Source organism: Nocardia sp. NPDC057663 (assembly GCF_042799895.1).
Classification (GTDB): Bacteria; Actinomycetota; Actinomycetes; order Mycobacteriales; family Mycobacteriaceae; genus Nocardia.
Genome location: NZ_JBHVHX010000003.1, coordinates 484,732 through 508,892, shown reverse-complemented (window position 1 = coordinate 508,892; position 24,161 = coordinate 484,732). Strand labels below are relative to the sequence as shown.

The 24,161-nt window shown below is 66.1% G+C and carries 14 protein-coding genes and 1 pseudogene; 1 reads left to right on the top strand and 14 read right to left on the bottom strand.

Going from position 1 to position 24,161, the window contains the following annotated elements:
- Nucleotides 1–15 precede the first annotated feature (15 nt).
- The 7 genes and pseudogenes from ACFVAV_RS10340 to ACFVAV_RS10310 form a co-directional block, all read right to left on the bottom strand.
- Nucleotides 16–1,176, bottom strand: coding sequence for an acyl-CoA dehydrogenase family protein (locus tag ACFVAV_RS10340; RefSeq protein WP_379033008.1), 1,161 nt, complete (start codon nucleotides 1,174–1,176; stop codon nucleotides 16–18).
- A complete protein-coding gene (locus ACFVAV_RS10335) occupies nucleotides 1,173–1,436 on the bottom strand; it encodes an acyl carrier protein (protein ID WP_379033005.1) in 264 nt (87 codons plus the stop codon). Before ACFVAV_RS10335 ends, ACFVAV_RS10340 begins: the two co-directional genes overlap by 4 nt.
- A 47-nt stretch (nucleotides 1,437–1,483) precedes the next feature.
- Entirely contained in the window at nucleotides 1,484–2,326 is an 843-nt protein-coding gene (locus ACFVAV_RS10330) for a 3-hydroxyacyl-CoA dehydrogenase family protein (protein ID WP_379033003.1), read from the bottom strand.
- Between the two features lie 65 nt (nucleotides 2,327–2,391).
- Nucleotides 2,392–4,080 (bottom strand): beta-ketoacyl synthase N-terminal-like domain-containing protein, encoded by a 1,689-nt coding sequence (locus tag ACFVAV_RS10325; protein WP_379033000.1) that lies wholly within the window; start codon nucleotides 4,078–4,080, stop codon nucleotides 2,392–2,394.
- Between the two features lie 10 nt (nucleotides 4,081–4,090).
- Nucleotides 4,091–13,429: an SDR family NAD(P)-dependent oxidoreductase gene (locus ACFVAV_RS10320; RefSeq protein ID WP_379032998.1), complete on the bottom strand. Its 9,339-nt coding sequence runs from the start codon at nucleotides 13,427–13,429 to the stop codon at nucleotides 4,091–4,093.
- Between the two features lie 1,140 nt (nucleotides 13,430–14,569).
- Nucleotides 14,570–14,741 (bottom strand): annotated as a pseudogene (locus ACFVAV_RS10315) (IS3 family transposase); the annotation flags it as partial.
- 9 nt (nucleotides 14,742–14,750) lie between these two features.
- Complete coding sequence (locus tag ACFVAV_RS10310) at nucleotides 14,751–15,968, bottom strand: pyridoxal phosphate-dependent aminotransferase (protein ID WP_305082661.1); 1,218 nt, start codon at nucleotides 15,966–15,968, stop codon at nucleotides 14,751–14,753.
- 87 nt (nucleotides 15,969–16,055) lie between these two features.
- On the opposite strand from ACFVAV_RS10310, the gene ACFVAV_RS10305 reads away from it, so the two are divergent.
- Nucleotides 16,056–16,607 carry a winged helix-turn-helix transcriptional regulator gene (locus tag ACFVAV_RS10305; RefSeq protein ID WP_379032995.1) on the top strand — a complete coding sequence of 184 codons (552 nt, stop codon included), beginning with the start codon at nucleotides 16,056–16,058 and terminating at the stop codon, nucleotides 16,605–16,607.
- 12 nt (nucleotides 16,608–16,619) lie between these two features.
- Here ACFVAV_RS10305 and ACFVAV_RS10300 read toward each other — a convergent pair whose 3' ends face one another.
- The 7 genes from ACFVAV_RS10300 to ACFVAV_RS10270 form a co-directional block, all read right to left on the bottom strand.
- Nucleotides 16,620–17,363, bottom strand: coding sequence for a hypothetical protein (locus ACFVAV_RS10300; RefSeq protein ID WP_379032992.1), 744 nt, complete (start codon nucleotides 17,361–17,363; stop codon nucleotides 16,620–16,622).
- A gap of 20 nt (nucleotides 17,364–17,383) precedes the next feature.
- Nucleotides 17,384–19,141, bottom strand: coding sequence for an asparagine synthetase B family protein (locus ACFVAV_RS10295; RefSeq protein ID WP_379032989.1), 1,758 nt, complete (start codon nucleotides 19,139–19,141; stop codon nucleotides 17,384–17,386).
- Entirely contained in the window at nucleotides 19,116–19,601 is a 486-nt protein-coding gene (locus tag ACFVAV_RS10290) for a hypothetical protein (protein WP_379032986.1), read from the bottom strand. The genes ACFVAV_RS10295 and ACFVAV_RS10290 overlap by 26 nt, the downstream gene beginning before the upstream one ends.
- A 12-nt stretch (nucleotides 19,602–19,613) precedes the next feature.
- Nucleotides 19,614–20,432 carry a hypothetical protein gene (locus tag ACFVAV_RS10285; protein ID WP_379032983.1) on the bottom strand — a complete coding sequence of 273 codons (819 nt, stop codon included), beginning with the start codon at nucleotides 20,430–20,432 and terminating at the stop codon, nucleotides 19,614–19,616.
- A complete protein-coding gene (locus tag ACFVAV_RS10280) occupies nucleotides 20,417–21,370 on the bottom strand; it encodes a hypothetical protein (protein ID WP_379032980.1) in 954 nt (317 codons plus the stop codon). Before ACFVAV_RS10280 ends, ACFVAV_RS10285 begins: the two co-directional genes overlap by 16 nt.
- Before the next feature lie 307 nt (nucleotides 21,371–21,677).
- Entirely contained in the window at nucleotides 21,678–22,973 is a 1,296-nt protein-coding gene (locus tag ACFVAV_RS10275) for an MFS transporter (RefSeq protein ID WP_379032977.1), read from the bottom strand.
- A complete protein-coding gene (locus tag ACFVAV_RS10270; protein ID WP_379032973.1) occupies nucleotides 22,970–24,109 on the bottom strand; it encodes a cytochrome P450 in 1,140 nt (379 codons plus the stop codon). The genes ACFVAV_RS10275 and ACFVAV_RS10270 overlap by 4 nt, the downstream gene beginning before the upstream one ends.
- Between the last annotated feature and the right edge of the window lie 52 nt (nucleotides 24,110–24,161).

Sequence of the window (24,161 nt, the reverse complement as noted above, 5' to 3'; positions counted from 1 at the left end):
GCTTTCTCTGGTAGCTCAATCTATCGGGACGATGCGCGCCCGGTTCTGGCAGGCATCGGTGGATATCAGTACATGCTGCAGTTGCGTGCTGCCTTCGATGATTTCCATTACCTTTGCGTCGCGCAGATAGCGGGCTACTGGGTATTCGTCGCTGCAGCCGAGGGCACCGTGGAGTTGCACTGTGGCGTTCGCCGCGGACACGGCGCTCGTCGCAGCGAATTGCTTGGCGATGCACGTGGCCATAATCGTGTCGGGGTCTCGCCGATCCTTGAGTTTGCCCGCCTGCCATACCAGCAGTCGCGCGGCACGGGTGTTGGTGGCCACCGTCGAGATGGCCTGCTGGATCATCTGGTGATCGCGCAGCAGTGATCCGCCTTGTCGGCGTTTGCTTGCATAACTCACGCAGGCTTCGAGGCAGGCCTGCAGGATGCCGACCGAACCTGCCGCCACGCTGAATCGACCGATATCGAGGACGCCGGTAGCGATGGGTAATCCCATACCCTCATGTCCGACCAGCGCTTCAGGGCCGAGGCGGCAGTTCTCGAAGACGATGTCGGCGAGCTGGCTGCCACGTGTACCCATGATCTCCGGCACCGGAAGCCTGTGCACTCCGGGTTGGTCCGCCGCCACCAGGAACACGCTGGGCCCTTTGTCTGTGCGGGCGAACACAAGCAGGATGTCGGCTAGCTGACCTCCGGTTATCCATCGCTTGTGCCCGTTGAGCACGTATCCGGCGCCGTCGCGGGTCGCGAAGGCGCTCAGCGCAGTGAAGTCGCTACCTGCCTCTGGTTCGGTCAGGCAGAATGCGCCCAGTCGCCGGCCGGCCACCAGTTGTGACGACCACGCCTCGCGATAGGCATGACTGCCCCATCTGTCCAACGCATAGAGCGCCATGCTGTGAACGGTCAGCAGGCTACGCATCGACGAACAGCCGCGGCCCACCTCTTCGTGCAACTCGCCGAAGGCCTCCATTCCGGTGCCGGTCCCGCCTTCGCTTTCAGGCAGTACCGCACCCCAGAACCCGGCTGCCGAGAACTCGTCGAGCACGTCGGAGGTGACCCGGCTTGTGCGGTCGAACTCGGCGGCCTTGGGGACCACGACACGGTCGACGATTGCTCGGATGCTCTCCCGCGTCCTCTGGTCGAGGGCCGGATCGATGCCGACAACGCGGGTCATGACGACAACTCCTGTGCGTCTGCTGGCAGCAGCCTCGCCACCAACTCTGTCATCGAGTCGACCGTCCGGAAGTTGTCGAGCCGGACCTCGTCGTTCGGGATTCTGCCATCTATCCGCTTTTCGATGAACATGACGAGCTCCATGGCGAAAAGAGAATTCACGAAGCCACTTTCGAAAATGTCTTGATCGTCAGCGATCGCCCCGTCGGGAAAGCGTTGTGCAGTGAAGTTGCGGATTTCGGTGCGTACGTCGGTGAACATTTTTGTCGACCTCCCAGTCGTTTCGCTCGGCAGCGCCATCCAGTAGTTCAGGAGTAGGTGAAGAAGCCCCGGCCCGTCTTTCGCCCATGGAGCCCGGCATCCACCATCTTCTTCAGAAGAGGACATGGTCGATACTTGCTGTCTGCATAGAACTCATACAGTCCCTCGATGCTGAACAAGATGGTGTCGAGGCCGATCAGGTCAGCTGTCTCCAACGGGCCGGACGCGTGTCCGAAGCAGGATCGAAAGATGTCGTCGACGTCTGCTGCGGTTGCCACGCCATCCTGGAGCAGGAATATCGCTTCGTTGACGGTGAGCATGAGGACCCGGTTCGACACGAAACCCGGCATGTCGTTCACCACAACGCCGCGCTTGTCGAGTTGACTCAAGAGGTTTCGAGCTATGTCGATGGTGTGGTCGGAGGTATGCCAGCCACGGATGACCTCGACTGTCGGCTTCATCGGCACCGGGTTCATGAAGTGCATCCCGACGACTTGTTCGGGGCGGCCGGTCAATGATGCGAGCCTGGTGATCGGAATACACGACGTGTTCGCCGCGAACACCGTATCCGCTGCGCATACGCGATCGAGGTTCGGATAGACCGCGGCCTTGAGATCCCAGTTTTCGGTGATGTTCTCGATGATGAATTCGGCGGATCCGAGCAGCTGCAGATCACTCGTGTAGGTGATCTTCTTGGTCAGGTCACCGAATCGATCGGTGTCATGTCCGAACAGCCGCCCGGCCCGATAGTAGCGCTCTACCTCCTCCTCCGCGCGAACGAGCTGGCTCTGCGAGTTATCGACGAGCACCACTTCCAGGCCGTGGGCCGCGAGATCTTGTGCCAGACCGGTGCCCATGACGCCCGCCCCGACAACTCCAACTTGCTTCATCTGTACTCCCCTTCAACCGAGTTGGCGCCGTTGCCTGTTCGGGATTCGTCATCAGTTGTGCAGCGCTACAGCGCGAAGCTGATGCGCTCGAATGGATAGGTGGGTAGCGGAATCCGCCGGGCACGACCATCGCGCAGGTCGGCCAAGCTTCCCGAGTCGCCTTCGGCCCACCGCGCACCCCGATCGTCGAGCAGCTTGCGCCGAGGATCAGCGTTGTCTCGGATGTGGGCGGGCGTGCCCGGCGCACCGACCAGAGTTGCCAGCAACTCCTGCCGGCTCGACGTCACGATGGCGCGTCGCTGCCGAAATTCCCGTTTGCCGGTGCGCAACGTGAAAGCGAGGTCGTCGATCGACGTCTGCGGGTGCTGCTCGAGCCAGTCATAGAGCCGGCCAGAGATTCTGTTCAGCGCCTCGGCCGTGCGGGCAGAGATAACGATCAGTCGTGGTTCGCCGGTCTGTGCGGCTGTGCTCGATACGACGGGCGGCTGCTCGAGTACGACATGCGCGTTCACTCCACCGATGCCGAACGAACTCACCCCGGCGCGCCGTGGCCCGGCGCATTCCCACTGGTCCTCGCGTGTGCACACGCGCAGGAAGTCGGCGGCTGCCCGCATCGCGGTGTTCGGCGTGCGGAAGTTCGGCTGTGGAACCAGACGACGGTGTTCGAGCATGAGGGCCGTTTTGATCAGGCCGACGATTCCGGACGCTGCGTCGAGATGGCCGAGGTTCGCCGCGACAGCGCCCACCAGGCAGGGTTCCGATGAGCGGGTTGAACCACCGAAAACCCTTGCCAGTGAGGCTATCTCGACCTCGTCGCCGAGCTTGGTTCCCATCGCGTGAGCCTCGATGTATCCGAGGCTGCTTGCGGTGACATCAGCGTTCGCCAATGCTTCGGCGACAACCTCAGATTTGCCTGCGACCCCGGGTGCGGTGTACGAGGCACGGCGCGCACCGTCGGTGTTGACCGCCGACCCCAGGATCAGTGCGTGTACGTGGTCTCGGTCGCGAACAGCATCCGCTGCTCGCTTGAGGACCACTGCGGCAACGGCGTTGCCGACCACTGAGCCGTCTGCACCGATATCCATCGGGCGGCATACCCCGCTGGGTGAGGTGACGCCGGGATAGGAGATGGCCTGGGGGTATTTCACGGCCGCTGCCCCTGCGACAGCGATGTCGCATTCACCAGCCAGCAGGCTTTGCGCGGCTTGGTGCACCGCGACGAGCGAACTCGACGAGAAGGTGCGGACCGTCACCGCCGGACCGCGCAGATTCAGCTTGTAGGACACCCACGATGTCAGCGAATCGCAGTCGTTGCCGATCGTGATCGGCATCAGCCCGTGCTCGGTGACCAGATCCGGTCGCTGATCCAGAAGGCCGAGTAGATACGTGGGAAAACACGATCCCGCGAACAGTCCGATCTTCTCGCCAGCGTTTCCCGGATCGTATCCGGCGGCTTCCAGAGCGCTCCAGACACACTCGAGGAACAGGCGGTGTTGTGGATCGATGATCTGTGCTTGCCCAGGATCAACCCCGAAGAAGTCGGCATCGAAGCAGTCCGCATCCGAGAGCACGCTTGCCGCGACCGGTTCGGGCAGTGAAGCATTCGGGCCGTGCATCCGGTACCCGGACGTGACAGGGCTTTGTCGCCGAATCGCGGTCCGACCCTCCTGCAAGTTGCGCCAGAGCGTGCTCACGTCTTCTGCGTCGGGGAATCTGCCTGCCATTCCGATGATTGCGACGGCGTGGGGTGGCACCTCCTGGCCGCTAACCACGGCTCCTCCGGTTCAGCAGACTCTTCCGACGTAGCGCGCCACGGTCGGTGCTGTTGCCGATCTCGTCGGCAGGTTGTGCGCCGGCGTGATCGATGAACTCGGCGAGGTCTGCGATCGTCGGGGCCTCGTACAGCACGTGTGGCGGTAGCGCGGGAAGGTTCAGTTTCGTCCGCATCGTGGTCACCATGTCGACACCGAGCAGCGAGTTTCCGCCCAGTTCGAAGAAGTTGTCGTGGATGCCGATCTCGGCGAGCCCGAGGGCGTCCTGCCAGATGTCGGCGATCGCACGGGTCAATTCGGTGTCAGCGGCTACCAGAGGGATACCGATATCCGGTCTCGGGTGTTTCTCGCCCCGCGGCCGACCACTGGCGCCGGCGAGTGTCGCAATGTTGAGAGCTGCAGTTACCGCTGCCAGTGCGGATATATCCTGTGTGCAGACGCAGACCTGTGGTTCGTTCATCGCAAGAACCCGCAAGATCGAGCGCCACCCGTCATCGAAATCGATGCCTATCCGCCGACGATTCATCCGCAGAAACTCCTCGGCGGCAGGATCTAGCCCCGTCATCGACGCGTCCCAGCTGTTCCATTGCCAGTCACCCCAGTTGATCGAGATGACGCGATAGTCTTCGCGTTCCGAAAGCGCGACGGCGTCGAGGTATGCGTTTGCTGCGCAGTAGTCGATCTGGCCTGGGCCACCACCAGTCAGTGCCGAGATCGACGAGAACAACAGGAGGAAGTCGATCCCGACTCCTGCGAGAACCTCTCGCAGTACGTCGGTACCTGAGACCTTTGCGGCGAAGACGTTCTCTATCTGCGCGGCGGTTTTGAACTGCATGAGACCTTCACCCGGCTGGCCTGCCGCGTGAAAGACTCCGTTGATGTCACCGAATCTGGCGAGTGTTTCCTCGACGACCTTGCGCATCTCGGCCAGGTTCGACACATCTGCGGCAGAGACCATCACCTCGCCGCCTGCCGCGATAATTGAACGTATCCCGGCGATTCGACGTTTGAGCTCTGCCGACGTCGCTGGGTCGGCCACCACAGCGTCCCAGGTGTCCTCGGCCGGGAGCCCACTGCGTCCGACCAGGACCAGTCTGGCCTCTACCTGTGTGGCGAGCCGCTGGGCCATGGCAAGTCCGACACCGCCGAGTCCGCCGGTGATGATGTAGACACCGCGCGCACGCAGGACCTGGTCGGCCTCGGGGATCGGGGGTGGAACGAGCTGTTCGAAGCGCGGAAGGAGGCGTCGGCGGCCACGCAAGGCTATTTGGGAGTCGTCGGTGTGACGGCATATCTCCCGCAGCAGCAGGCTTGCGCCGATATCTGTGCCGGCGTCGATCTGGCGGACCTGGACTGCTGGATACTCGAGCGGAATCACCTTGAGTGGGCCGGTAGACATCGCCTGATACGGGTCGACTGTGTCATGGGCCGCTGTGTCGAGCGCACCCGCGGTAACGATGTCGAGCCGCGCTTGGGCGAGTCCGGTCTCGGCGATGGCTTTCGCCAGTGCGAGCAGGCTGTGGAATGCGCCATCGGTGCTCGCGGGCGCCGAGTACGTGGCGGTCGACCACATGTGCACGATTCGTTGCGGGGCTAGGCCTTCGGCGATCAGCTCCGACAGCAGGGCGAGGTAGTCGGAGGTGACGCCTGGTTCGACGACGAACGACTCGGGGCCGGTTCGTGCGAACGCGGTGCCTGCCGTGACTGTGACAACCGAGCCTCCTGCCGCGGCAATCGAGTCTGCCATCTCCCTTGCGCGCTGGCTACCATCGGTGAGGAACAGCCAGTTGTCGCCCAGGTGCGCAGGGGTCGAGACCGTTGGTGCCGACTGGTGCCAGGCCGGAATGGAGAACCACTCGTCGGCGGGTCTGCGAGCCAGTGTCGCGAGAGCACGGGCCGGGTCACGCGCGACCTCAGCGCTGTCGATCAAGGGGTTGCGGCCGTTGTTGTCGGTGCCAGCCGACCGTTCGTCGATCCAATACCGTTGTCGCTGGAACACATAGGTAGGCAGGGGCACCCGCCGGCGCGGCGCGGCGTGTACCGATGCCCAGTCGATTGCGACGCCGTTGATCCACAGCACTGCCAGCATGGTGGCCAGTTTCGAGGGCCATCCTGCGGAATCGGAGGTCGCAGGCCCGGTCGCGAGGATCATTCGGCGGCGTTCGGGGGCACAGTGCTGGGCAACGAGCTCTCCGATTGTTCCTGCTGGTCCGATCTCGAGCAGCATCCGCTCGGGTTCCGAGAGCATCTCCTCGACAGCCTCGGTGAACGCTGGCGACTCCGCCAGGAGCTGCGCCCAGTACGCCGGATCACAGACATCCTGCAGGGTGATCCAAGTCCCGGTGATGGTCGAGATGTAAGGGATCGCCGGAGCGGCCGGGTGCAGGTTCTCGGCGGTCCAGTCGGTGAGGTGTTGGGTGCCCTCGTCGAAGCTGATCGACCCGAAGGCTATTGCGTCGAGGAGTCGAGATCGCTCCGCGACGAACATCAGGGCCTCGGCCAACGGTAACGCCCCGGCGACACAGGCTGCGACGATCTCGCCGATCTCACAGCCGAGCATGGTCTGTGGTCGCAATCCCCACGCCGAGAATTGCGTGGCGAGTGCCAATCCCATGGTGAACGCGAGCAACGGCTCGTCTGCGGAGTTGAGTTGCACGGCTTGCTCGTCGAGCAACGCGTCACGGATGTCGTGACCGAGTAGTGGAGCGAGCAAACCGGCGCAGGTGTCGACGGTCGCCGCGAACTCTCTACAGCAGGAGTAGATGTCTGTGGCGATGCCGGCTCGAAGGCCCCCCGCTTTGGAGAACAGGAATCCGATCGACCGGTTGCTGGACCGATCGCGGTGGTCCAGCAACCGATCCGCCTGGTCGCCATCGAGCACGCTCACTGCGTCGTGGCTGTCTGTCACGACCAGCGCGCGCCGGTGCTCGAACCGCTCTCGTCCGACCTGCAGGGTGTACGCGATGTCAGCGATCGCTTGTTTCGGGTGGGCGCGCAGGTAGGAGCCCAGATTCTGGGTTGCGGCCTCCAATGCCGATCTGGTGCGAGCCGAGATCACCAGGATGTTCGGTCGGCCGTCATCTACTGTTTCACGTTGCGGGGGAGCCTGTTCCAACACGACGTGGGCATTGGTGCCGCCCATGCCCAGTGAATTGACCCCGGCGCGGCGTGGCTGTCCAGCTCCGGGCCGCCACGGCGACAGAGCAGTGCTCACATAGAATGGGCTTCGCTCGAAGTCGATCTCGGGATTCGGTGTCTCGTAGTGCAGCGAGGGTGGAATCACGCCGTCGCGCACCGCCAGTGCCGCTTTGATCAATCCGGTCGATCCTGCAGCCCGGTCCAGGTGACCGATATTGGTCTTCACCGAGCCGACCGCGCAGTACTGTTTGCGTTCGGTGTCACCGAATGCTCTGGTGAGTGCGGCGATTTCGATGGGGTCGCCGAGTTCTGTGGCGGTTCCGTGGGCTTCGATGTATCCGATGGTGCTGGGGTCGATGCCGGCGACCGACATCGCCATCGATACGACTTCCGCTTGTCCTTTGATGCTCGGCGCGGTGTATCCGACCTTCTGCGAACCGTCGTTGTTGATCGCCGAGCCCTTGATGACGGCCGTGATCGAATCACCGTCCGCCAGCGCATCGGACAGTCGTTTGAGAACCAGGACAGAAGCACCGTCACCGAAGAGCGCGCCCTTGGCTTTCGCGTCGAAGGTACGGATATGCCCATCGGGGCTCTCCATTCCGCCTTCTTGGAAAATGTGTCCTACCTTGTCTGGCACTCGCACCGACACGCCACCGGCCACAGCCATGTCGCATTCGCCGCCGATGAGGCTCCGGCACGCCATATGAGCGGCGACGAGGCCGGTCGAGCAGAAGGTCTGCACAGAGACAGCGGGCCCGCGGAGGTTCAGCTTGTATGACGCGGCAGTCGTGAGCGAATCCTTGTCGTTGCTGATCACCAGTTGGTAGTCGTTGACCGAGTCGATGATGCTCGGGTCCTGGGTGATCCGGCGCAGCAGGTAGGTGCTGATGTTGGCGCCGGCGAAGACGCCGACAGGTTTTCCAACCGAGCGTGGCGCGTAGCCTGCATTCTCGAGCGCTTCCCACACGACTTCGAGGAAGAGTCGTTGCTGTGGATCGGTCAGACGGGCGTCGAACGGGGTGAATCCGAAGAACTCGGCGTCGAATTCCTCGATGCGGTCCAACACTGGGCGCGCCTTGACATAGCCCGGCTGGTTGACGACTTCGGCCGGTACACCGGCGTCGATGAGCTCTTCGGCGCTGAAGAAGCTGATCGACTCCACGCCATCCCGAATGTTCGCCCAGAACTGTTCGACCGAGTTCGCGCCTGGGAAGCGGCCGGCCATGCCGATGATGGCGATGTCCTCGACCAACATGCCTCCGCGACGAACAGTGTTCTCCGACAAGGGATCCGGTGAGGCGATAGGGATAGGTATCGGCGGATTCTGGGGTCCACTTCGCTCACTGAGTAGATATTCAGCCATTTCGGCGACGGTCGGCGCCTCGAACAGCGCCAGGGTCGGGACCGCGACCCGAAACTCTTTCTGGATAGCGTTGATGAGTTGCAGTCCGACCAGTGAATTGCCGCCGAGCTCGAAGAAGTTGTCGTGCACGCCGACCCGTTCGACTCCGAGTGCTTCTCGCCACAGCGCAGCCAAACGCCGTTCGTGGTCCTGAGTGCCTACCGCTTCACCGACGAAGGCTTGCGGGCGATGTGCAGGTTCGGCCACGATGGTCGCAGGAGGCGTCTTCATCTCCCGTTCAGTATCTGCTTGACACGGGTCGATTCCCGCGACCCAAGATCCAATCCGACCGTCCAGCTCCCCCGCTGAGACAACCACGCGCCGCGCAGCGCCGGCGAGAATCCGGTCGATCGTCCTCAGCCCCTGTTGGGTGGTCATCGTGTACTGGTTGAGCGAATCACCGACACCCGCAGCGGTGTTGCCCGCCAGTGTGGATTGCCAGGTATCCCAGCAAGCGGACTTCCACACCGGGCCGCCCGGTAGTCCGGCTGACTCGACGAATCGATCTTGGAAGGCGTTTGCCGCGGCGTAGGCGGTGAAGCCCAGCCCTCCGAGGACCGCTGACATCGACGACATGAGCAGCACGAACTCGAGGTTGTCTCCGGTCAAGGCCGCGGCGAGGGAAAGGGTGCCGTCAACCTTCGGTCCGAAATGCAGCGCAGTGAGTTCCGGGGTCAGCGCCGCAGCTGTGGCGAAGGTGTCTGGTGTGGTCAGGCCCGCAGCGTGAACGACACCAGTGATAGAACCGAAACGGCGGCGCGCTGTTTCGATTGCCGCGCGTGTGGCCTGGGGATCGGCCACGTCCGCGGCGACCACCAGCACTCGGGCGCCCGCTGATTCGAGCTCGGCGATGACCCGTTTGCGCTGCTGATCTTGTGATTCGGAGCCAGGCCTGCCGACGAGCCCGGTTCGCCCGAGTAGCACCAAGTTCACTTGCGCCTGTGTGCCGACAATATGGCGCGCAATCTGTAGTCCGACCGCGCCGAGCCCGCCGGTGATCAGATAGGTTCCGCCGACTCGGTACTCGACGCGGCGGGGCGGTGGGGCCGCTGGCCGGAAGCGTCGGACGAAGCGCTGTCCGCCTCGATACGCCACTGCTGTTGCGGTGTCGGGCCAGTGCAATTCCCCGAGTAGTTGTGCAGTGAGTATGTCCCATTCGGTGTTGTCGCTTCCGGGTGGTAGCTCGAGGTCGACGGTGCGGACGCCGATCCCCGGATACTCCTGTGGCAACGTCAGTGCCGGACCCTGCATTGTCGCTTTGGCGGGGTGTAGGTGGGTTTCACCGTCGAAGATCTCGGCGTGGTCGGTGGCAACGATCAGACGTACACCATGCAACACCGTGCTGCCCAGTGCATTTCCGAGCGCCACAAGGCTGTCGAATCCGATCAGCTGCTGTTGGGCGACCCTGGGTGCGGATGCCGGATCAGAACAGTGCCCGGTGACCGACCACAGGTGGGCGACGACGCGCGGCGCGGTGCCAGCGGCGACCAGCGCGGTCAGGAGGTGCCCATAGTCGGTTGGCTGGTCGTGACGAACGGTGTAGGTGGTCTCGTCAACCTGGCCGAACTGGCTGCCGGGGACGACCGTGATGACAGTTGCGGAGTCTTTGATGCTTCGCCGGAGCAGCTCGGCAAGTCGGCCTCCTGGTCCGTCCGGATCGGCGAACAGGAGATAGGGGCCGATGGCTCTGCCCCCTTGGGCTGGTTCCGGCGACCAAAAGGGCTGAAGAACAGCTGGTTCAGCGCTCGCGGGAGATTGAGGTGTGGCGTCGGTGGGGGTGGCGAGGGCTACACCTTCCGGCCAGAACTGCTCGTGTTGGAAGGGATAGGTCGGCAGGCCGACGATCTTCCCGTCGACGTCCGGCCAGTCAATCTGGACGCCACGGGTCCACATACGACCCGCCGTTCGGGCGATCAAGGCCAGTTCTGGCTCTCTCGACACCGAAGGTCGCAGTGTCGGCAACACGATGGTGTTGTCTGCGGAGCCGGCAAGCGTTTGCGTGGCGAGGCTGCCGGTCTGCCCAGCACCCAGGTCCAGGACAACCCCCGGATGCGCTGACGTGAGAGTTCGCACACCATCGGCGAACCGAACCGTCGAGCACATGTGGTCGACCCAGTATTCGGGATCTTGCGCCTGCGCATCGGTCATCCAGGTTCCCGTGACATTCGAGATCAGCGGCAGCGTTGGTGGCCGCAGTTCGACGTCCGCGAGCATTCCGAGGAACCGGTTACGCAGAGGTTGCAACAGGTGCGAGTGCATCGCCCGTGTGGTGGGTACCCGGCGGCATACGATTTCCTCTGCCGCCAACAACTGTTCCAACCGGGCTATGGCTTCCTCGCGGCCCGCGACGACAAAGGCTGACGGACTATTGACCGCGGCCAGCGATAGATCCGCTGTGATGTAGCGAGAGAGGCGATCGGCGTTGCCTGCGACGGTCAACATCACACCCGGTTCCGCGTCGGCAACGAGCTTCGCACGACCGATGACCAATGGTATGGCCGCGTCGAGTGAGAAGACGCCGGCAATACACGCTGCGGCATACTCACCCAGGCTGTATCCCAGCAACGCCGCGGGCTCGATTCCTCGACTTCGCCACAGTTGCGCTGTCGCGTAGTCCAGGGAAAACACCACGGCATGGGCGAGGTCGGTGCGGCTGACCAGCGGTGCGTCGGTAGCTGCGGCACCGCGGCCGAAAGCAGACAGCAGATCTGATCCGCCATCGTGGTCGGCATCGGTCGAGAACAGCACGGTCCGCAAATCCAGACCCAGATGCCCAGCCGCAAGCTCCGCACAGGTATCGAGTGCCTCGCGGAAGCTGTCGTCGTGGGTGTAGAGCGTTCGGCCCATGCCGACGAACTGGTCTCCGGTTCCCGGGAACAAAAAGCTCACGCTGGTGTCGGCGCCGCGGCGCACCGCAAAGGTCGAGACCTTCGTTCCGATGCCGGCAAGCTGGTCCGCAGCATCTTCTACCGATTGGAACGAGACCGCACTTCGATGCTCGAGCGCGCTGCGGCCTGATTGTGTCGTGTGGGCGAGATCGGCCGGGTCGATGTCGCTATGCGTCCGAAGATGATCGGCGAGCGTACGCGCCCTGGCGACCAGCGCGATCTCGGTGCGGGCCGAGATCGGCAGGGTGTGCCACTGGTCAGGGCGACTGGTGCGCGACCCGGGCTGTCGTACCGGTGGACCGGCCACGATGATGTGCGCGTTGGTACCGGACCAGCCGAAGGAACTGACACCTGCGATCGGCCCGGTTGCACGGCTCGGCCAGCTCGTCGCCTTGTCAGGCAACTGGACCGGCGAGGCCGACCAGTCAATCGACGGGTTCGGCTCGCGCAGATGCAGATTCGCCGGAATCTCATGGTGTCCGATTGCCAGAATGGTCTTGATCAGGCCGGCCATCCCGGCGGCACCGGTGAGGTGGCCGACGTTGGTCTTGACAGCGCCGACGAGCAAGGGGCCCGAGGATCGATCCACGCCGCCGAATACCTCAGTCAGGCTGGCGATCTCGATCGCATCGCCGAGAGCTGTTCCCGAGCCGTGCGCTTCGACGTAGTCCACTTCGCCGGGCCGCACACCTGCGCGTTGCTGTGCGGTGCGAATAACCTCCACCTGGGCGGCGCCGTTCGGCGCGGTCAGCCCATTGCTCATCCCGTCCTGGTTGACCGCTGATCCACGAAGGACCGCGACAACTCGATGGTTGTGCGCGCGGGCATCACTGAGGCGCTCGACCACAACCACGCCGCAACCCTCACCGAGCAGGAACCCGTCTGCGGCGGCATCGAAGGTCTTGGTCCGACCGTCGACAGCTAGCATCCGCATCTTGCACGCCTGCCGGAACGTGTCGGGGTGCAGGATGGCGCTCACTCCCGCCACGATTGCACGATCACATTCACCGTTTGCCACGCTCTCCATCGCGAGATGCAGTGCGACCAGCGATGACGAACACGCCGTGTCCAAAACAAGACTCGGGCCGTGCAGGTCCAGTAGGTAGGACAATCTTCCTGCCAGAACACTTGGCGCAGTGCCGATCCCGAAGTACGGATCATCCAGCATTGCCTGTCCCCCGCGATCGGTCATGACATTCGCATATTGGCTTGTCGCCATCATTCCGACGAATACACCGGTCCGGCTGCCTCGGATGCGGTCTGCGGGAACTCCCGCGTCCTCGAGAGCTGACCACACGACTTCGAGGAAGACCCGTTGTTGTGGGTCCAACCGAAGCGCTTCCCGGGGGGAGATATCGAAGAACTTCGCATCGAAACCGGCGATGTCGTCGATAAACGCCCCCCTGGTCGTGTATGCGGTTCCGGGCTCATAGGGGTCGGCGTGGTACAGCGACCGTGCATCCCATCGCTGCATCGGAACCTCGGAGCCGGCGTCCTTGCCGGTTACGAGGTTGTGCCAGAACTGTTCTGGACTGTTTGCGCCACCGGGAAAGCGGCAGGCCATCCCCACCACACAGAGCGGATCATCGGTGTCGTCGGCGTGGACTTCTGGAGGGAGTGCCGTTGATTCGGATTTCGGGTCCACAGCGCTGAGGGCATAGGCAAGCTGGTTTATTGTCGGGTGCTGGTATAGAAGCGTTTCTGGCAATTTCCGGTCGAGAAATTCCTCGAGTTCGCCGGATAATCCGACCATGTCGGCCGATGTAAGACCGTGCGCAGCGAAACTCATTTCGGAGTCGACATTTTCCGTATCGATGACCGCAATCTCCGCGATCCGATCGATCAACCATACTCGGATACGCCGTTCGGCCGATGTTCCAATTTCTTGCTGCGAGCTCATACTTGCCCACCCCTCCATCACATCACATAGACCGATTTCCCCCACCGGATGATGGAAAGCTAGCACCCATTCGACCTCCTCGCAATACCTGTGAGTATCCAATACTTGCCAGTATGTTCCCAGGTCGGAGGGGCTCACTCGTGCGCGAGCGACTACACATCAAGCCCAAGGTGTCGACCCGCGGCATGGTTGGACGAAGGACCAGATAGCTGTCCGGCAAACAGTTGGTTCCCTGGCTACATCCGCCGAACCAACCACCACGCGTTATCCATTCAGGCGTGACAGATCCACTCTGAACTGCGTAGCGAAGCAAGACCCGCGAAGTAGGGGCCGCTGTAGTGGATACAGCGGCAGCCAAACCGAGATCGACGTCGGGCATCATCTGGCACACGCTGCATTACGACGTGATCTGCAACAGGTTCTCCCGCCGGGGAGCCGTAGCGCCGGTCATTCGTGCACACGTGTCCATGTACCGCATGTAACTCAAAGTTGTTGCATCCTTCACTGCGCGCACCGCAGATCGCGTCCGTGCGATATCCGCCATACGCTTTCCGCAATGCGCTATCGCTATCGCTATCGAAGAACGTGGGTCGGGCCGGAGCTGAACGGGAAACCCGCAGTCCGGTCGTCGGCCTTGGCAACCTGATCGGGACGGCATGGCGCGCGGCACTGCCTTCTACTCCCGGTTACAAGGCTTCCAGCCGGCAGGTAAGGCTCCGATCGACGGCAAAGTCGCTGCGGCTCTGCCGATGCCGCAGTTCCGCGCCAAGACTCCGGCATGCTCAGCCTCGTCTGCGTCATGACTTACGTCGAATGCTTCCGTCCGTTGCCGACGATCCGAATCCTCGTCCGCTCTTGGCGGGGCGGCGGGCTGGACTTCCCTCTGCCACGTTGCGAATCGACTTGCAGCCGCGGCGATTGCTCGACGTCGGCCACGCCACCGTGTGCGAGGCAAGCCTCAGCCACAAGGACTTTCAAGAACGCGCCAACTTCGCCCACACACGATTCACCGGCGAACTGGCCAGCTTCCACTGCTCGAGGTTCGACGGTGGAGCGCGCCTCGAACAAGCACAGTTTCTGGCCCCAGCCGACTTTGAACGGGACTGCCCCGGATCTGAATTACTCGCGGGTTGTAGTAGTTCAGGCTGCGAGTGAGGCCTGGTTCAGGGTTTCATACTCGATCGGGGTCAGCCGAGACAGGCCTCGCTGACGTCGCCGCCGGTGGTAGGTCCGCTCGATCCAGGTCACCGTGGCGAGGCACAGTTCTGCCTTTGTGTCCCACCGTTTTCCGGTCGAGCGCGTTACGAGAAAGAGGGGAGCATCACTGCCGGTAGGTCGCCAGGAAGCGGCCGATGCGCTCGATGATGGCCTCGAGCTCGTCGGCGTGCGGCAGGGTGACGATGCGGAAGTGGTCGGGGCGCGGCCAGTTGAAGCCGGTGCCCTGGACGATGTGCAGCTTCTCCTGCAGGAGCAGGTCGAGAACGAACTTCTCGTCGTCGTGGATGCGGTACATGTCCAGGTCGATGCGGGGGAAGGCATAGAGCGCGCCCTTGGGCTTGACGCACGAGACGCCGGGGATGGCGTTGAGGGCTTCCCATGCGCGGTCGCGCTGTTCGCGCAGGCGCCCGCCGGGGAGGGTGAGGTCGTAGATGCTCTGGTGTCCGCCCAGGGCAGCCTGGATCGCTTGCTGCGCGGGCACATTCGCGCACAGCCGCAGACCGGCGAGCATGGTCAGGCCCTCGAGGTAGCTCGCGGCGTGCTGGGTGGGACCGGAGACCACCAGCCAGCCCGAGCGCAGGCCGGCGGCGCGGTAGTTCTTCGACAGACCCGAGAAGGTCAGGCACAGCAGGTCGGGGGCGAGCGAGGCGACGGCGGTGTGCTCGAGGTCGTCGTAGTAGATCTTGTCGTAGATCTCGTCGGCGAAGACGACCAGGTTGTGCCTGCGGGCGATCTCGAGAATCTCGCGCAGCACCTCCGGCGGATACACCGCGCCGGTGGGGTTGTTCGGGTTGATCAGCACGATGGCGCGGGTGCGGTCGGTGATCTTGGCGGTGATGTCGGCCAGATCCGGGTACCAGTCGGCGCCCTCGTCGCACAGGTAGTGCACCGGCGTGCCGCCGTTGAGGGCGGTCGCGGCGGTCCACAGCGGGAAGTCCGGGGCGGGGACCAGCACCTCGTCGCCGTTCTCGAGCAGCGCGGTCATCGCCATCATGATCAGCTCCGAGACGCCGTTGCCGAGGAAGACCTCCTCGACGCTCACGTCGTCGACACCGAGGGTCTGGTAGTACTGCACCACCGCGCGCCGCGCCGAGAGCAGGCCCTTCGACGAGCTGTACCCGGTAGAGGTGGGCAGCGTCCGGACCATGTCCTGCAACAGATCCGGGGGCGCGTCGAAGCCGAAGATCAACGGGTTGCCGGTGTTGAGCTTGACGACGTGATGGCCCTCGGCCTCGAGCCGAGCCGCCTCCTCCGCGACCGGGCCGCGGATCTCGTACGACACTCCCGACAGCTTGCTGGACTGCTTGACCTGCATGAACATCCCTCCGAACCGTGGTTGCCGCACACACTACTTGGTATTTCCAAGATTTCACTTGGTTTTTCCAAGCCCATGGTTAAGGTAGTACACGTGCCACGCCGAAGCTACGACCACTACTGCGCGGTCAGCCGCGCGCTCGACCTCGTCGGGGACCGGTGGACCCTGCTGGTGATCCGCGAACTGTGTGCCGGACCGCGCCGGTACAGCGACCTGTTCGCCGACCTGCCCGGGATCAGCACCGACATGCTCGCCACCCGGCTCAAGGATCTCGAGCGCGAGGGCATGCTCACCCACCACCGCAACGGCATGCGCTCCAGCTACGAGCTGACCGACGCGGGCCTGGCCTTGCGCCCGGTGCTCGACGCACTGTCGGTCTGGGGCGCGCCCAGGCTCGGCGACCGCAAGCCGACCGACGCGGTGCGCGCGCACTGGCTGGCGCTGCCGCTGGGCCACGCGGTCGCCGGGATCGTCCCGGCGGGCACGGTGACGGTCCATATCGGCGAGACCGTGCTGCACTACGTGATCACCGCCGACGGCGTCACCCACCACGACGGTCCCGCGTCGGCACCGGATCGCGAACTGCGGCTGGAGCTGGCCGAGGCCACCGAGATCGCCACCGGCGTCCGGTCGCTGACCGTCTGACCGCAGCTGGCGTCAGCGCCCGGCGACCGAGACTTCGGCGCAGGTCGCGGCGTCGGGCGCGGTCTCGGCCAGGAAGACGGTCTGCGCGGTCATCCGGAAGCCCGACATCCGTTCGCGGAAGACCTCGATGGACTCCTCCGGGTGCACCGAGTCGATCACCGCGTGCGGCCCGAAGGCATTGAACTGGTGACTCACTCCGCGCGGGATCTGCATGTCCACGAACGAACACGGCGGCACGATGAGGTTGTAGCGGGTGCGGCGCTGCTGCGGTGGCAGGTCGGGCAGGTCGTCGGTGAACTGCTCGGGCCGGAACGGGGTCACGCCCTCGACGTGGGTGACCTCGAACGGGGAGAGGCTGCTGACCCGGATGTGGGTGCCGGGTCCGGTCATCATCCGCACGAAGCGCAGGCCGGTGTGCAGGTGCATCCGCGAGCAGATCCCGCGTTCGGTGACGTCGTAGAAGTCCATCAGGTACCGGTCGGCGAAGAAGCCGTCGAAGGGCTTCTCGACCATATAGACGTCGCCCTCCTCGAAGGTCTGCGCGCGGACGATGCCGTCGGCGTCGGGCGTGGTCGCGGCGTGGATCGTCTTGGCCTTGCGGACGATCTCGGCGAAGGTCCGCACCACGACCAGCGCGACCTCGGCGGGCAGACTCGCGACCGGTGTCACGGTGTTGCGGCCGGCGTCGGCGAAGTCGGCCACCTCGTGGATCTCGTTCTCGTCGTCCGCGGCGTGCTTGATCCTCGGTTCGGCCATGCGGTGGTGACTCCTTGCGCTCAGGTGACCTCGAAGGCACGCAACCACAGTTCCAGCGAGAGCACCAACCACAATTTGCCGCCTTGCCGGGGCAGCAGCGCGCCGTCGCCGCGCAACCAGGCGCGGATGGTGTCCTCGCGGAAGAGCCCGCGCGCCCGGGCGGAACGGCCGAGCAGCAGCTCGTGCCCGAGGTCGCGCAGTGGACCGGCCAGCCACTGCTGCACCGGCACCCGCATCCCGCTCTTGGGCCGGTCGACGATGGTGGCGGGCAGCAGATCCCGGACAGCTTCCTTGAGGATCCACTTCTCGGTAGCGCCGGCGAGTTTGAGTCGCGGCGGCACCCGGAAGGCGTGGTCGATGACGGCGCGGTCGAACAGCGGCGCCCGCCCCTCGACTCCCGCTGCGGCGGTGAGCCTTTCGACCTTGGTGAGGATGTGGTGCGCGCCCTTGGTGCGCAGGTTCGTGTGCAGCAGCTGGTTGAGCAGGCTCGTCATCGGACCCGGGGTGAGCAGGGGCGTGAGCAGGTCGGTGAGCGGCGGGGCGTCGTCGAGTGCGGCGAGCGCGTCGCGGCTGAGCAGGACCGGCAGGTCACCGTGGCATTTGCGGTAGCTGTCGAGGTAGGCGGCGGCGCGGGCCACCGGGTCCGGATCGTCGCGGGTGAGTTCGAAGATCAGCATCGGCAGGTTCTTGGGGCCGCCGAAGACCGGGTCGCCGCCTTCCCCGTTGAGGACCACGCGCGCGCCGTCGGCCGCGGCGGCTTCGGCGAGCAGCAGATTGGGGACCGTCAGCGGATCGCCGACGGGACAGTCGAGCAGCGCGACGGTGTCGGCGAGGCGGGCCGCGACGGTCTCCCCCGGCACCGTCAGCACCCGGTGCTCGGTATGACAGTGCGCGGCGACCAGGCCCGAGTAGGCGAGTTCGTTGGGGGTCGTCCCGGTGAACGCGATGGAGTAGGTCCGTACCGGCTGATCGTGGCGCTTGGCGGCCAGCGCGGTGACCAGGCTGCTGTCGATCCCGCCCGAGAGCAGAACGCCGACCGGCTCGCCCGCGGGCAGCCGCCGCGCGGTCGCGTCGTCGAGCAGGGCGCGCAGGGTCAGCGCGTGCTCGGCGGCGGGCAGGTCGTCGACGGATTCGGCTGGCTCCCAGTAGGTTTCCTCGACCGAGGTGCCGTCCGGGCGCAACCGGAGGCAGCGGCCGGGCAGCGCCTCGTGCACGTCGCGGAAGAAGGTGTCGCGGCCGGGCAGGTAGGCGAAGGTGAGGAAGGAACGCACGGCGGGCAGGTGCAGTCCGGTGCGCAGTACGGGCCACGTCGCCACGGCGCGAATCGATCCCGAGGCCGCCCACGCGTCACCCGCGCGGGCATAGAACAGGGTGCGGGTGCCCACGTGGTCACGGACCAGCACCAGATCGGCGCCGTCGGTGATGGCCAGCGCGAACATGCCGTCCGCCCTGGCGATTCCGGCGGCGCCGAACTGCGCGTACATCCGTAGCAGCAACTCACCGTCCGAGCAGTCCGGTGGTGGCGCGTCCGCACCGAGCGCGGTGCGCAGTGCCCGCGCGTTGAACAGGGTGACCGCGCCGACGGCGCTGTACTTGCCCGCAGTGAAATGTCCTGCCGCCGAGCTGGATCCGGTGAGCAGTCCGAGGGCGGACCGGGTGGTCACCGCGACCGGGTCGCCGCCGACGGCACGGACAGCCCCGGCCGGATCGGCGGGGGTCAGGAAGGCGCACCAGCGCGACATCAGTGCGCCCTCACCCGAAATCGCCGCCGTCGTCACCGGAGTCGTCGCTCCAGGTGCCGTAGTCGTCGGAACCGCCGCCGCCGGAATCGGTCGACTGGGACGCCGCCTGCCTGCGCAGTTCCTCCTCCTCGACCGGGGACAGGAATTCCGGGGGCATCACCAGGGCACCGAGCAGCGCGCCACCGGCGACCGCGGCGAGGATGGTGCCGACCCGGCCGCCGAAGGAAGACCGGTTCACGGTGAGGATGCCGTCGCCCCACAGGGTGCGGCCGTAGCCGGATTCCCGGCCGTACAGCACCCGGCCGTCGGCGAAGATCCGCTTCACCAGGGTGCGGCCCAGTGGTTCGTCGCGGCCGGAGCCGCCGCGGTCGTCGCGCCAGGACACGAAACCCGATCCACGCGTGCGCCATTCGCGACGGCCGTCGGAGTAGTGCCGGTGCACGGTGCCGTCGGCGAGCAGTTCATCGTTGTAGGTGACTTGCTGTCGCACCGACATGAGCAGGTCCTTTCATGCGGTGGGCCAGGTGAGGAAACCGGTGGTGCGCAGGCGATTCCACTGCGTGGACGTCTCGCGGATCCGCACCTCGCGGACCAGGCGGTGCACGGTGCGCAGCAGGGCGGCCGGGCGCACCGCCGCGATCTCGACGCCGCGGCCGCGACGCAGCCAGGCTCGTTCCCACGGGTCGAGCGCGGAGTCGATGGCGTGGGGCGCGACGACCGGGAGGTGGGTGGCGTGCAGGGCGCCCGCCTGCCGGGGACGCAATCCCAGCGGGATCACCCGGACGCCGTCGGGAATCGGAGTCAGCTCGCGCACACGGTCGGGGAAGGTCAGGCCGTGTGGGCTCGCGTCGTGGAGCAGGAACACCGCGGATCGCTCGACCAGCTCCAGCATGCCCGCCACGCGCGGGTCCAGCGGCAGTTCGTCGGCGCCGACCACCGGACAGGCCGATTCCATCGGAATGCCGTTGGCGCGCAACATCTGCGCGATCTCGGTGGATTCGCACACCAGCAGTCGCGGCAGGCCGTAGTCGAACAGGTCCGGTTCCTGCGTGTGCCGACCGGCGGGCCGGGCCCGGGGCGGTTCGGGTGTCAGCAGGCCGGGTACCGGACCGTGCGCGGCCAGCGCGGCGCGAAAATCCGGGTAGCGCACGGGAGCCGGGACGGTGAAGGTGGGACGCCGCAGTCCGCGCGGCAGCGGCAGCAGGACGCGGCAGAGCTCGTAGTAGAGCTGGCGTTCGGTGAATCGCAGATCGCCGGGCGCACCGGCCCGCCGCGCCGCGATCCGCAGTGCCCGGCCCAGCACCGCCGACGTCACCGGGTCGGCCATGTCAGGAACCCGACCGCTTCGGCGCGCTGCCGATCCGGATTCAGGGCCCGCTCGACCCGCTCCACCGCGCTGCCCAGCGCCGCCAGAAGTTTGGCGGGCGGCACCGACGCCAGGGGCGTCTGCCAGCCGTCGGCCAGCCAGGCGCGTTCGTCGGCCGTCAGTCGCTCGCCGCTGATCCGGGCCAGCTCGTCGGCGGTGGGCCTGCCCTCGCGCAACCGCACCGCCTTCTCCTTACCGAGCACCGCGCGCGGCGCGAGCCCGACCGGGACCACCCTGGCGCCGAGGGCGGCGCGCGCGTCGGCGACGAAGGTGATGCCGCGGACGCTGGCGTCGTGCAGCACCAGCACGGGGACACCCGGCGGCAGCTGATCGATCCGCCCCACGGGTGCCATGCCCCAGAGTCCCGCGACATTGTTCGCCGAAAGACAGGTCAGCACACTGCTTTCCGGACAGAGCACCGCGAACCGCGGCCGCGCGGGCACGGGCGGCAGTGGGGTTCGGCCATCTATCGAACCCGGGGGCGGCGCGCCGTAGACCTGCGTCCACCGGGCGATCACCTCCTGCTGGAAGCGGTCGAAGCCGGCGGGCATCCTGACCGAGGTCGTCGCCAGGTACCGGGGCCGCACCGCGTTCAGCACCAGATTCGCCGCCACCAGGACGACCACCCCCACCCCGATGCCGACAGCCCAGAAGGCCAGGCCGTTGACGGCGACGACGACGGTCCCGATGATCGTCGCGATGACGATCAGCATCGAGACCGCCATCCGGAGGCCGAAGAACGTCTCGCGCAGGTCGGGCACCCGTCCGCGCGCCGCCGCGTACCAGAGTTGCGGCAGCGTGTAGCGCAGATTCCGCCCGTCCCCGAGCCGCTCGATCAGCTTGCGCATCCGGACGTCGTGGAGCCGGAACGGGCTCTCCTTCGGTTCGAGCGCGAACACCCGCCTGCATTTCGCGCATGTGCGGTTTCCGCGTTCGCGGCGCAGCACCTCCCTGCTGCAATGCGGGCAGATCATCGCGCATCGACCTGTCCGCTGACGCCACGGCGGGGCCGCGGACCACGCTGGATCCTCACAGGTACGGCTTACCGGATTCGCTGGAATTCCGCGACCGCACCACACGAACCGCCGGTGACGCCCCGGCCAATTCCGGCGATGTCATCGAATGCCCGTGTCCACCGGCAGGATCGGTCCGGCCACCGGATCCGGCCTGCTCGCCCGGGGTCCCTGGGCCACGCCCCGCGGGGCATCACGCGAGCTCGAGTACCCCGCCGGTGTCGGTGGCTGCCGAGTCGGCCTCCGCCGACCGGTCGCCGCCGGGGAGCCCGGTAGCGACGAGGGCACCGAGCCCGAGCACCGCGACGACCAGGACCCATACGGCGGCGGACGAGACGTTCGCCGCGAGCATGCCCGCCGCCAGCGCGCCTGCGCTACCGCAGATCCGCAGGGCGAGCGACTGGACCGACAGGACGGTGGCGCGTTCCGCGGCGGTCGCGGCGCGGTGAGTCAGCGTGTCCAGCAACGGTTCCGGTGCCCCGAGCGCGAGGTAGACGCCCACGTATCCAGCGGCGACCAGGAGCAGGATCGGGGTACCCAGCGCGGCGACGGCGACGGCGGTCAGCACCAGCGCGACGACCACCGTGCGCCGGACGGACCCGAGCAGCCGCGACAGCGTGGGCGATGCCGCCGAACCGGCCGCCATCGCGAAGCCGCCCAGCGCGGTGAAGACGGCGAAGGCGCCGACGGCCCGGCTGTCCCCGCCGAGACTCGCGGCGATCTGCAACGGCGCGAGCAATTCGACCGCCGCGAGCACGACACCGACGACACCGCACAGCACCGTGATGCGGCGCAGCACGCTGTTACGGGCGCAGGTGCCGATGCCGACCCGCACCGTCCGCGGGATATCGGCGAGCACGGCACGGACATCGGCGCGGGGACGGCGGACCGTCTCCCCGACCCAGGCCAGCTGGACCACGATCCGGAGCACGATGACGCCCGCGGCCGCGAGGTAGGGCAGCGAGAGCGCGAGGATCGGCCCGGCACCGGTCGACGGCACCGGGACCCACCCCGCGAGCGCACCGCCCGCCAGCGCACCGACGGCGAGGGCGATCGATCCGGCGGTGCGGCCGTGCGCGAATCCGGACGTCAGGTCCATGTCCTCGTCCACCGCGTGCACGGCATCGACATACCAGGCTTGCAGTGGCCCGGAGTCCAGCGCCCGGCCCGCGGCCTCGAGCAGGATTCCGGCGGCGATGACGAGCACGCTCGTGCCGATCCCGAGCGACACCGCCGACACCAAGAACAGCAGGGAGGCGGCGATCAGCACCGGCCGCCTGCCGACGACATCGGCGAGCCCGCCGGTCGGCAGTTCGAGGGCGGCGGCGGTCAGACCGTAAGCCGCGAGGAGGGCGCCCATCGTCGCCATGTCGATCCCGCGCGCGGCCAGCAGCAGGATCAGCACCGGTGCGCAGAGCCCGGTCGGCAGCCAGCCGAGGACGTTCAGCACAACGTAGCGACGGGTGAGTGTCGGGATGGTCGCGTTCACGCGATGACCTCCGAGCGGGAGTCGATGACGGTTGTCGGCAGCGCGCTGGGTCGCTTGCTGAAGCGATTCCGGTGCCAGCGCACGTCGGTGACGGAGACGGCGAGCCGCAACTCGGACAGGCGCGGGAGCAGGACCCCGAGGATGACCTGCGCCTGTCTGCGGGCCAGGGTGGCGCCGGGGCAGTAGTGCGGACCGTGCCCGAAGGCCAGATGCTTGGTGTCGGTGCGGGCCGGGTCGAGGCGATCGGGATGGTCGAAGCGGTCCGGGTCGCGATTGGCGGCGACGAGATCCACCACGACGGCGCTGCCTGCCGGGATGACGATGTCGCCGATCGGCACGTCGTCCATGGCGAACCGGGTCCAGGTGCCCGCGGTGGGAGTGAGGTAGCGGAACAGCTCCTCGACGACCGCGGGCAGCGACTCCGGCTGCCGGGCCAGCGCGCACTGGAGCCGGGGCGCCATCAGGAGGGTGAAGGTGGACACGCTGACGAAGCTGACCGTCGTCTCGTAGCCCGCGACGATCATCAGCGCGGCCGTACCGACGGCTTCGGCGTCCGAGAGCCGGCCCGCGGCTCTGGACGCGGCGAGCTCACTGCTCAGATCATCGGCGGGCTGCTCGGCCTTGGCGGCCAGCAGTGCGGCCAAGTAGGTGTCCAGCGCGGCGGTGCCGGGCTCGCTGACCTCGGGATCGGGCATGGTCGAGGCCTCGGCCCAGGCGAGCACGCGGTCGCGGTCGGCTTCCGGTATCCCGAGCAGTTCGCAGATCACGGAGAACACCAGCGGAAGCACGAACTCGGCGACCAGGTCGCCGCCGCCGCGCGCGAGCAGCGCGTCGAGCAGGCCGGTGGCCCGCCCCCGCATGCGCTCCACGGGGTCGTCGTAGCGGCGTGGCGTGAGTGTGGGCGCCACCGCGCGCCGGAGCCGGGTGTGCCGCGCCCCGTCGCACATCTGCATGCTCGTGCTGTGGCGCTGAGTCGCCGCCGACTGCGCGGCGATATCCGAATGCCGATCCGTGCCGTTGGCCGGATCATTCGACATCCGGCGGTCCGCGAGCAGCTGTATCGCGGCTTCGTATCCCGTGACGAGATATCTGTTGTCCGCCAGCTCATGGACCGATTCGATATGCCTGACGCTCAAAGGAATTCCTTCACGGTCTGGGGGCGAAGCAGGCTGCCTCGCCCCCGGCGAC

What these genes read in the sequence shown, in the direction of transcription:
- ACFVAV_RS10335 (WP_379033005.1), bottom strand. Translation starts at nt 1,436, where the DNA reads ATGTTCACCGACGTACGCACCGAAATCCGCAACTTCACTGCACAACGC.
- ACFVAV_RS10310 (WP_305082661.1), bottom strand. Translation starts at nt 15,968, where the DNA reads ATGTTCATGCAGGTCAAGCAGTCCAGCAAGCTGTCGGGAGTGTCGTAC.
- ACFVAV_RS10320 (WP_379032998.1), bottom strand. Translation starts at nt 13,429, where the DNA reads ATGAGCTCGCAGCAAGAAATTGGAACATCGGCCGAACGGCGTATCCGA.
- ACFVAV_RS10300 (WP_379032992.1), bottom strand. Translation starts at nt 17,363, where the DNA reads ATGGCCGAACCGAGGATCAAGCACGCCGCGGACGACGAGAACGAGATC.
- ACFVAV_RS10330 (WP_379033003.1), bottom strand. Translation starts at nt 2,326, where the DNA reads ATGAAGCAAGTTGGAGTTGTCGGGGCGGGCGTCATGGGCACCGGTCTG.
- ACFVAV_RS10285 (WP_379032983.1), bottom strand. Translation starts at nt 20,432, where the DNA reads ATGGCCGACCCGGTGACGTCGGCGGTGCTGGGCCGGGCACTGCGGATC.
- ACFVAV_RS10340 (WP_379033008.1), bottom strand. Translation starts at nt 1,176, where the DNA reads ATGACCCGCGTTGTCGGCATCGATCCGGCCCTCGACCAGAGGACGCGG.
- ACFVAV_RS10290 (WP_379032986.1), bottom strand. Translation starts at nt 19,601, where the DNA reads ATGTCGGTGCGACAGCAAGTCACCTACAACGATGAACTGCTCGCCGAC.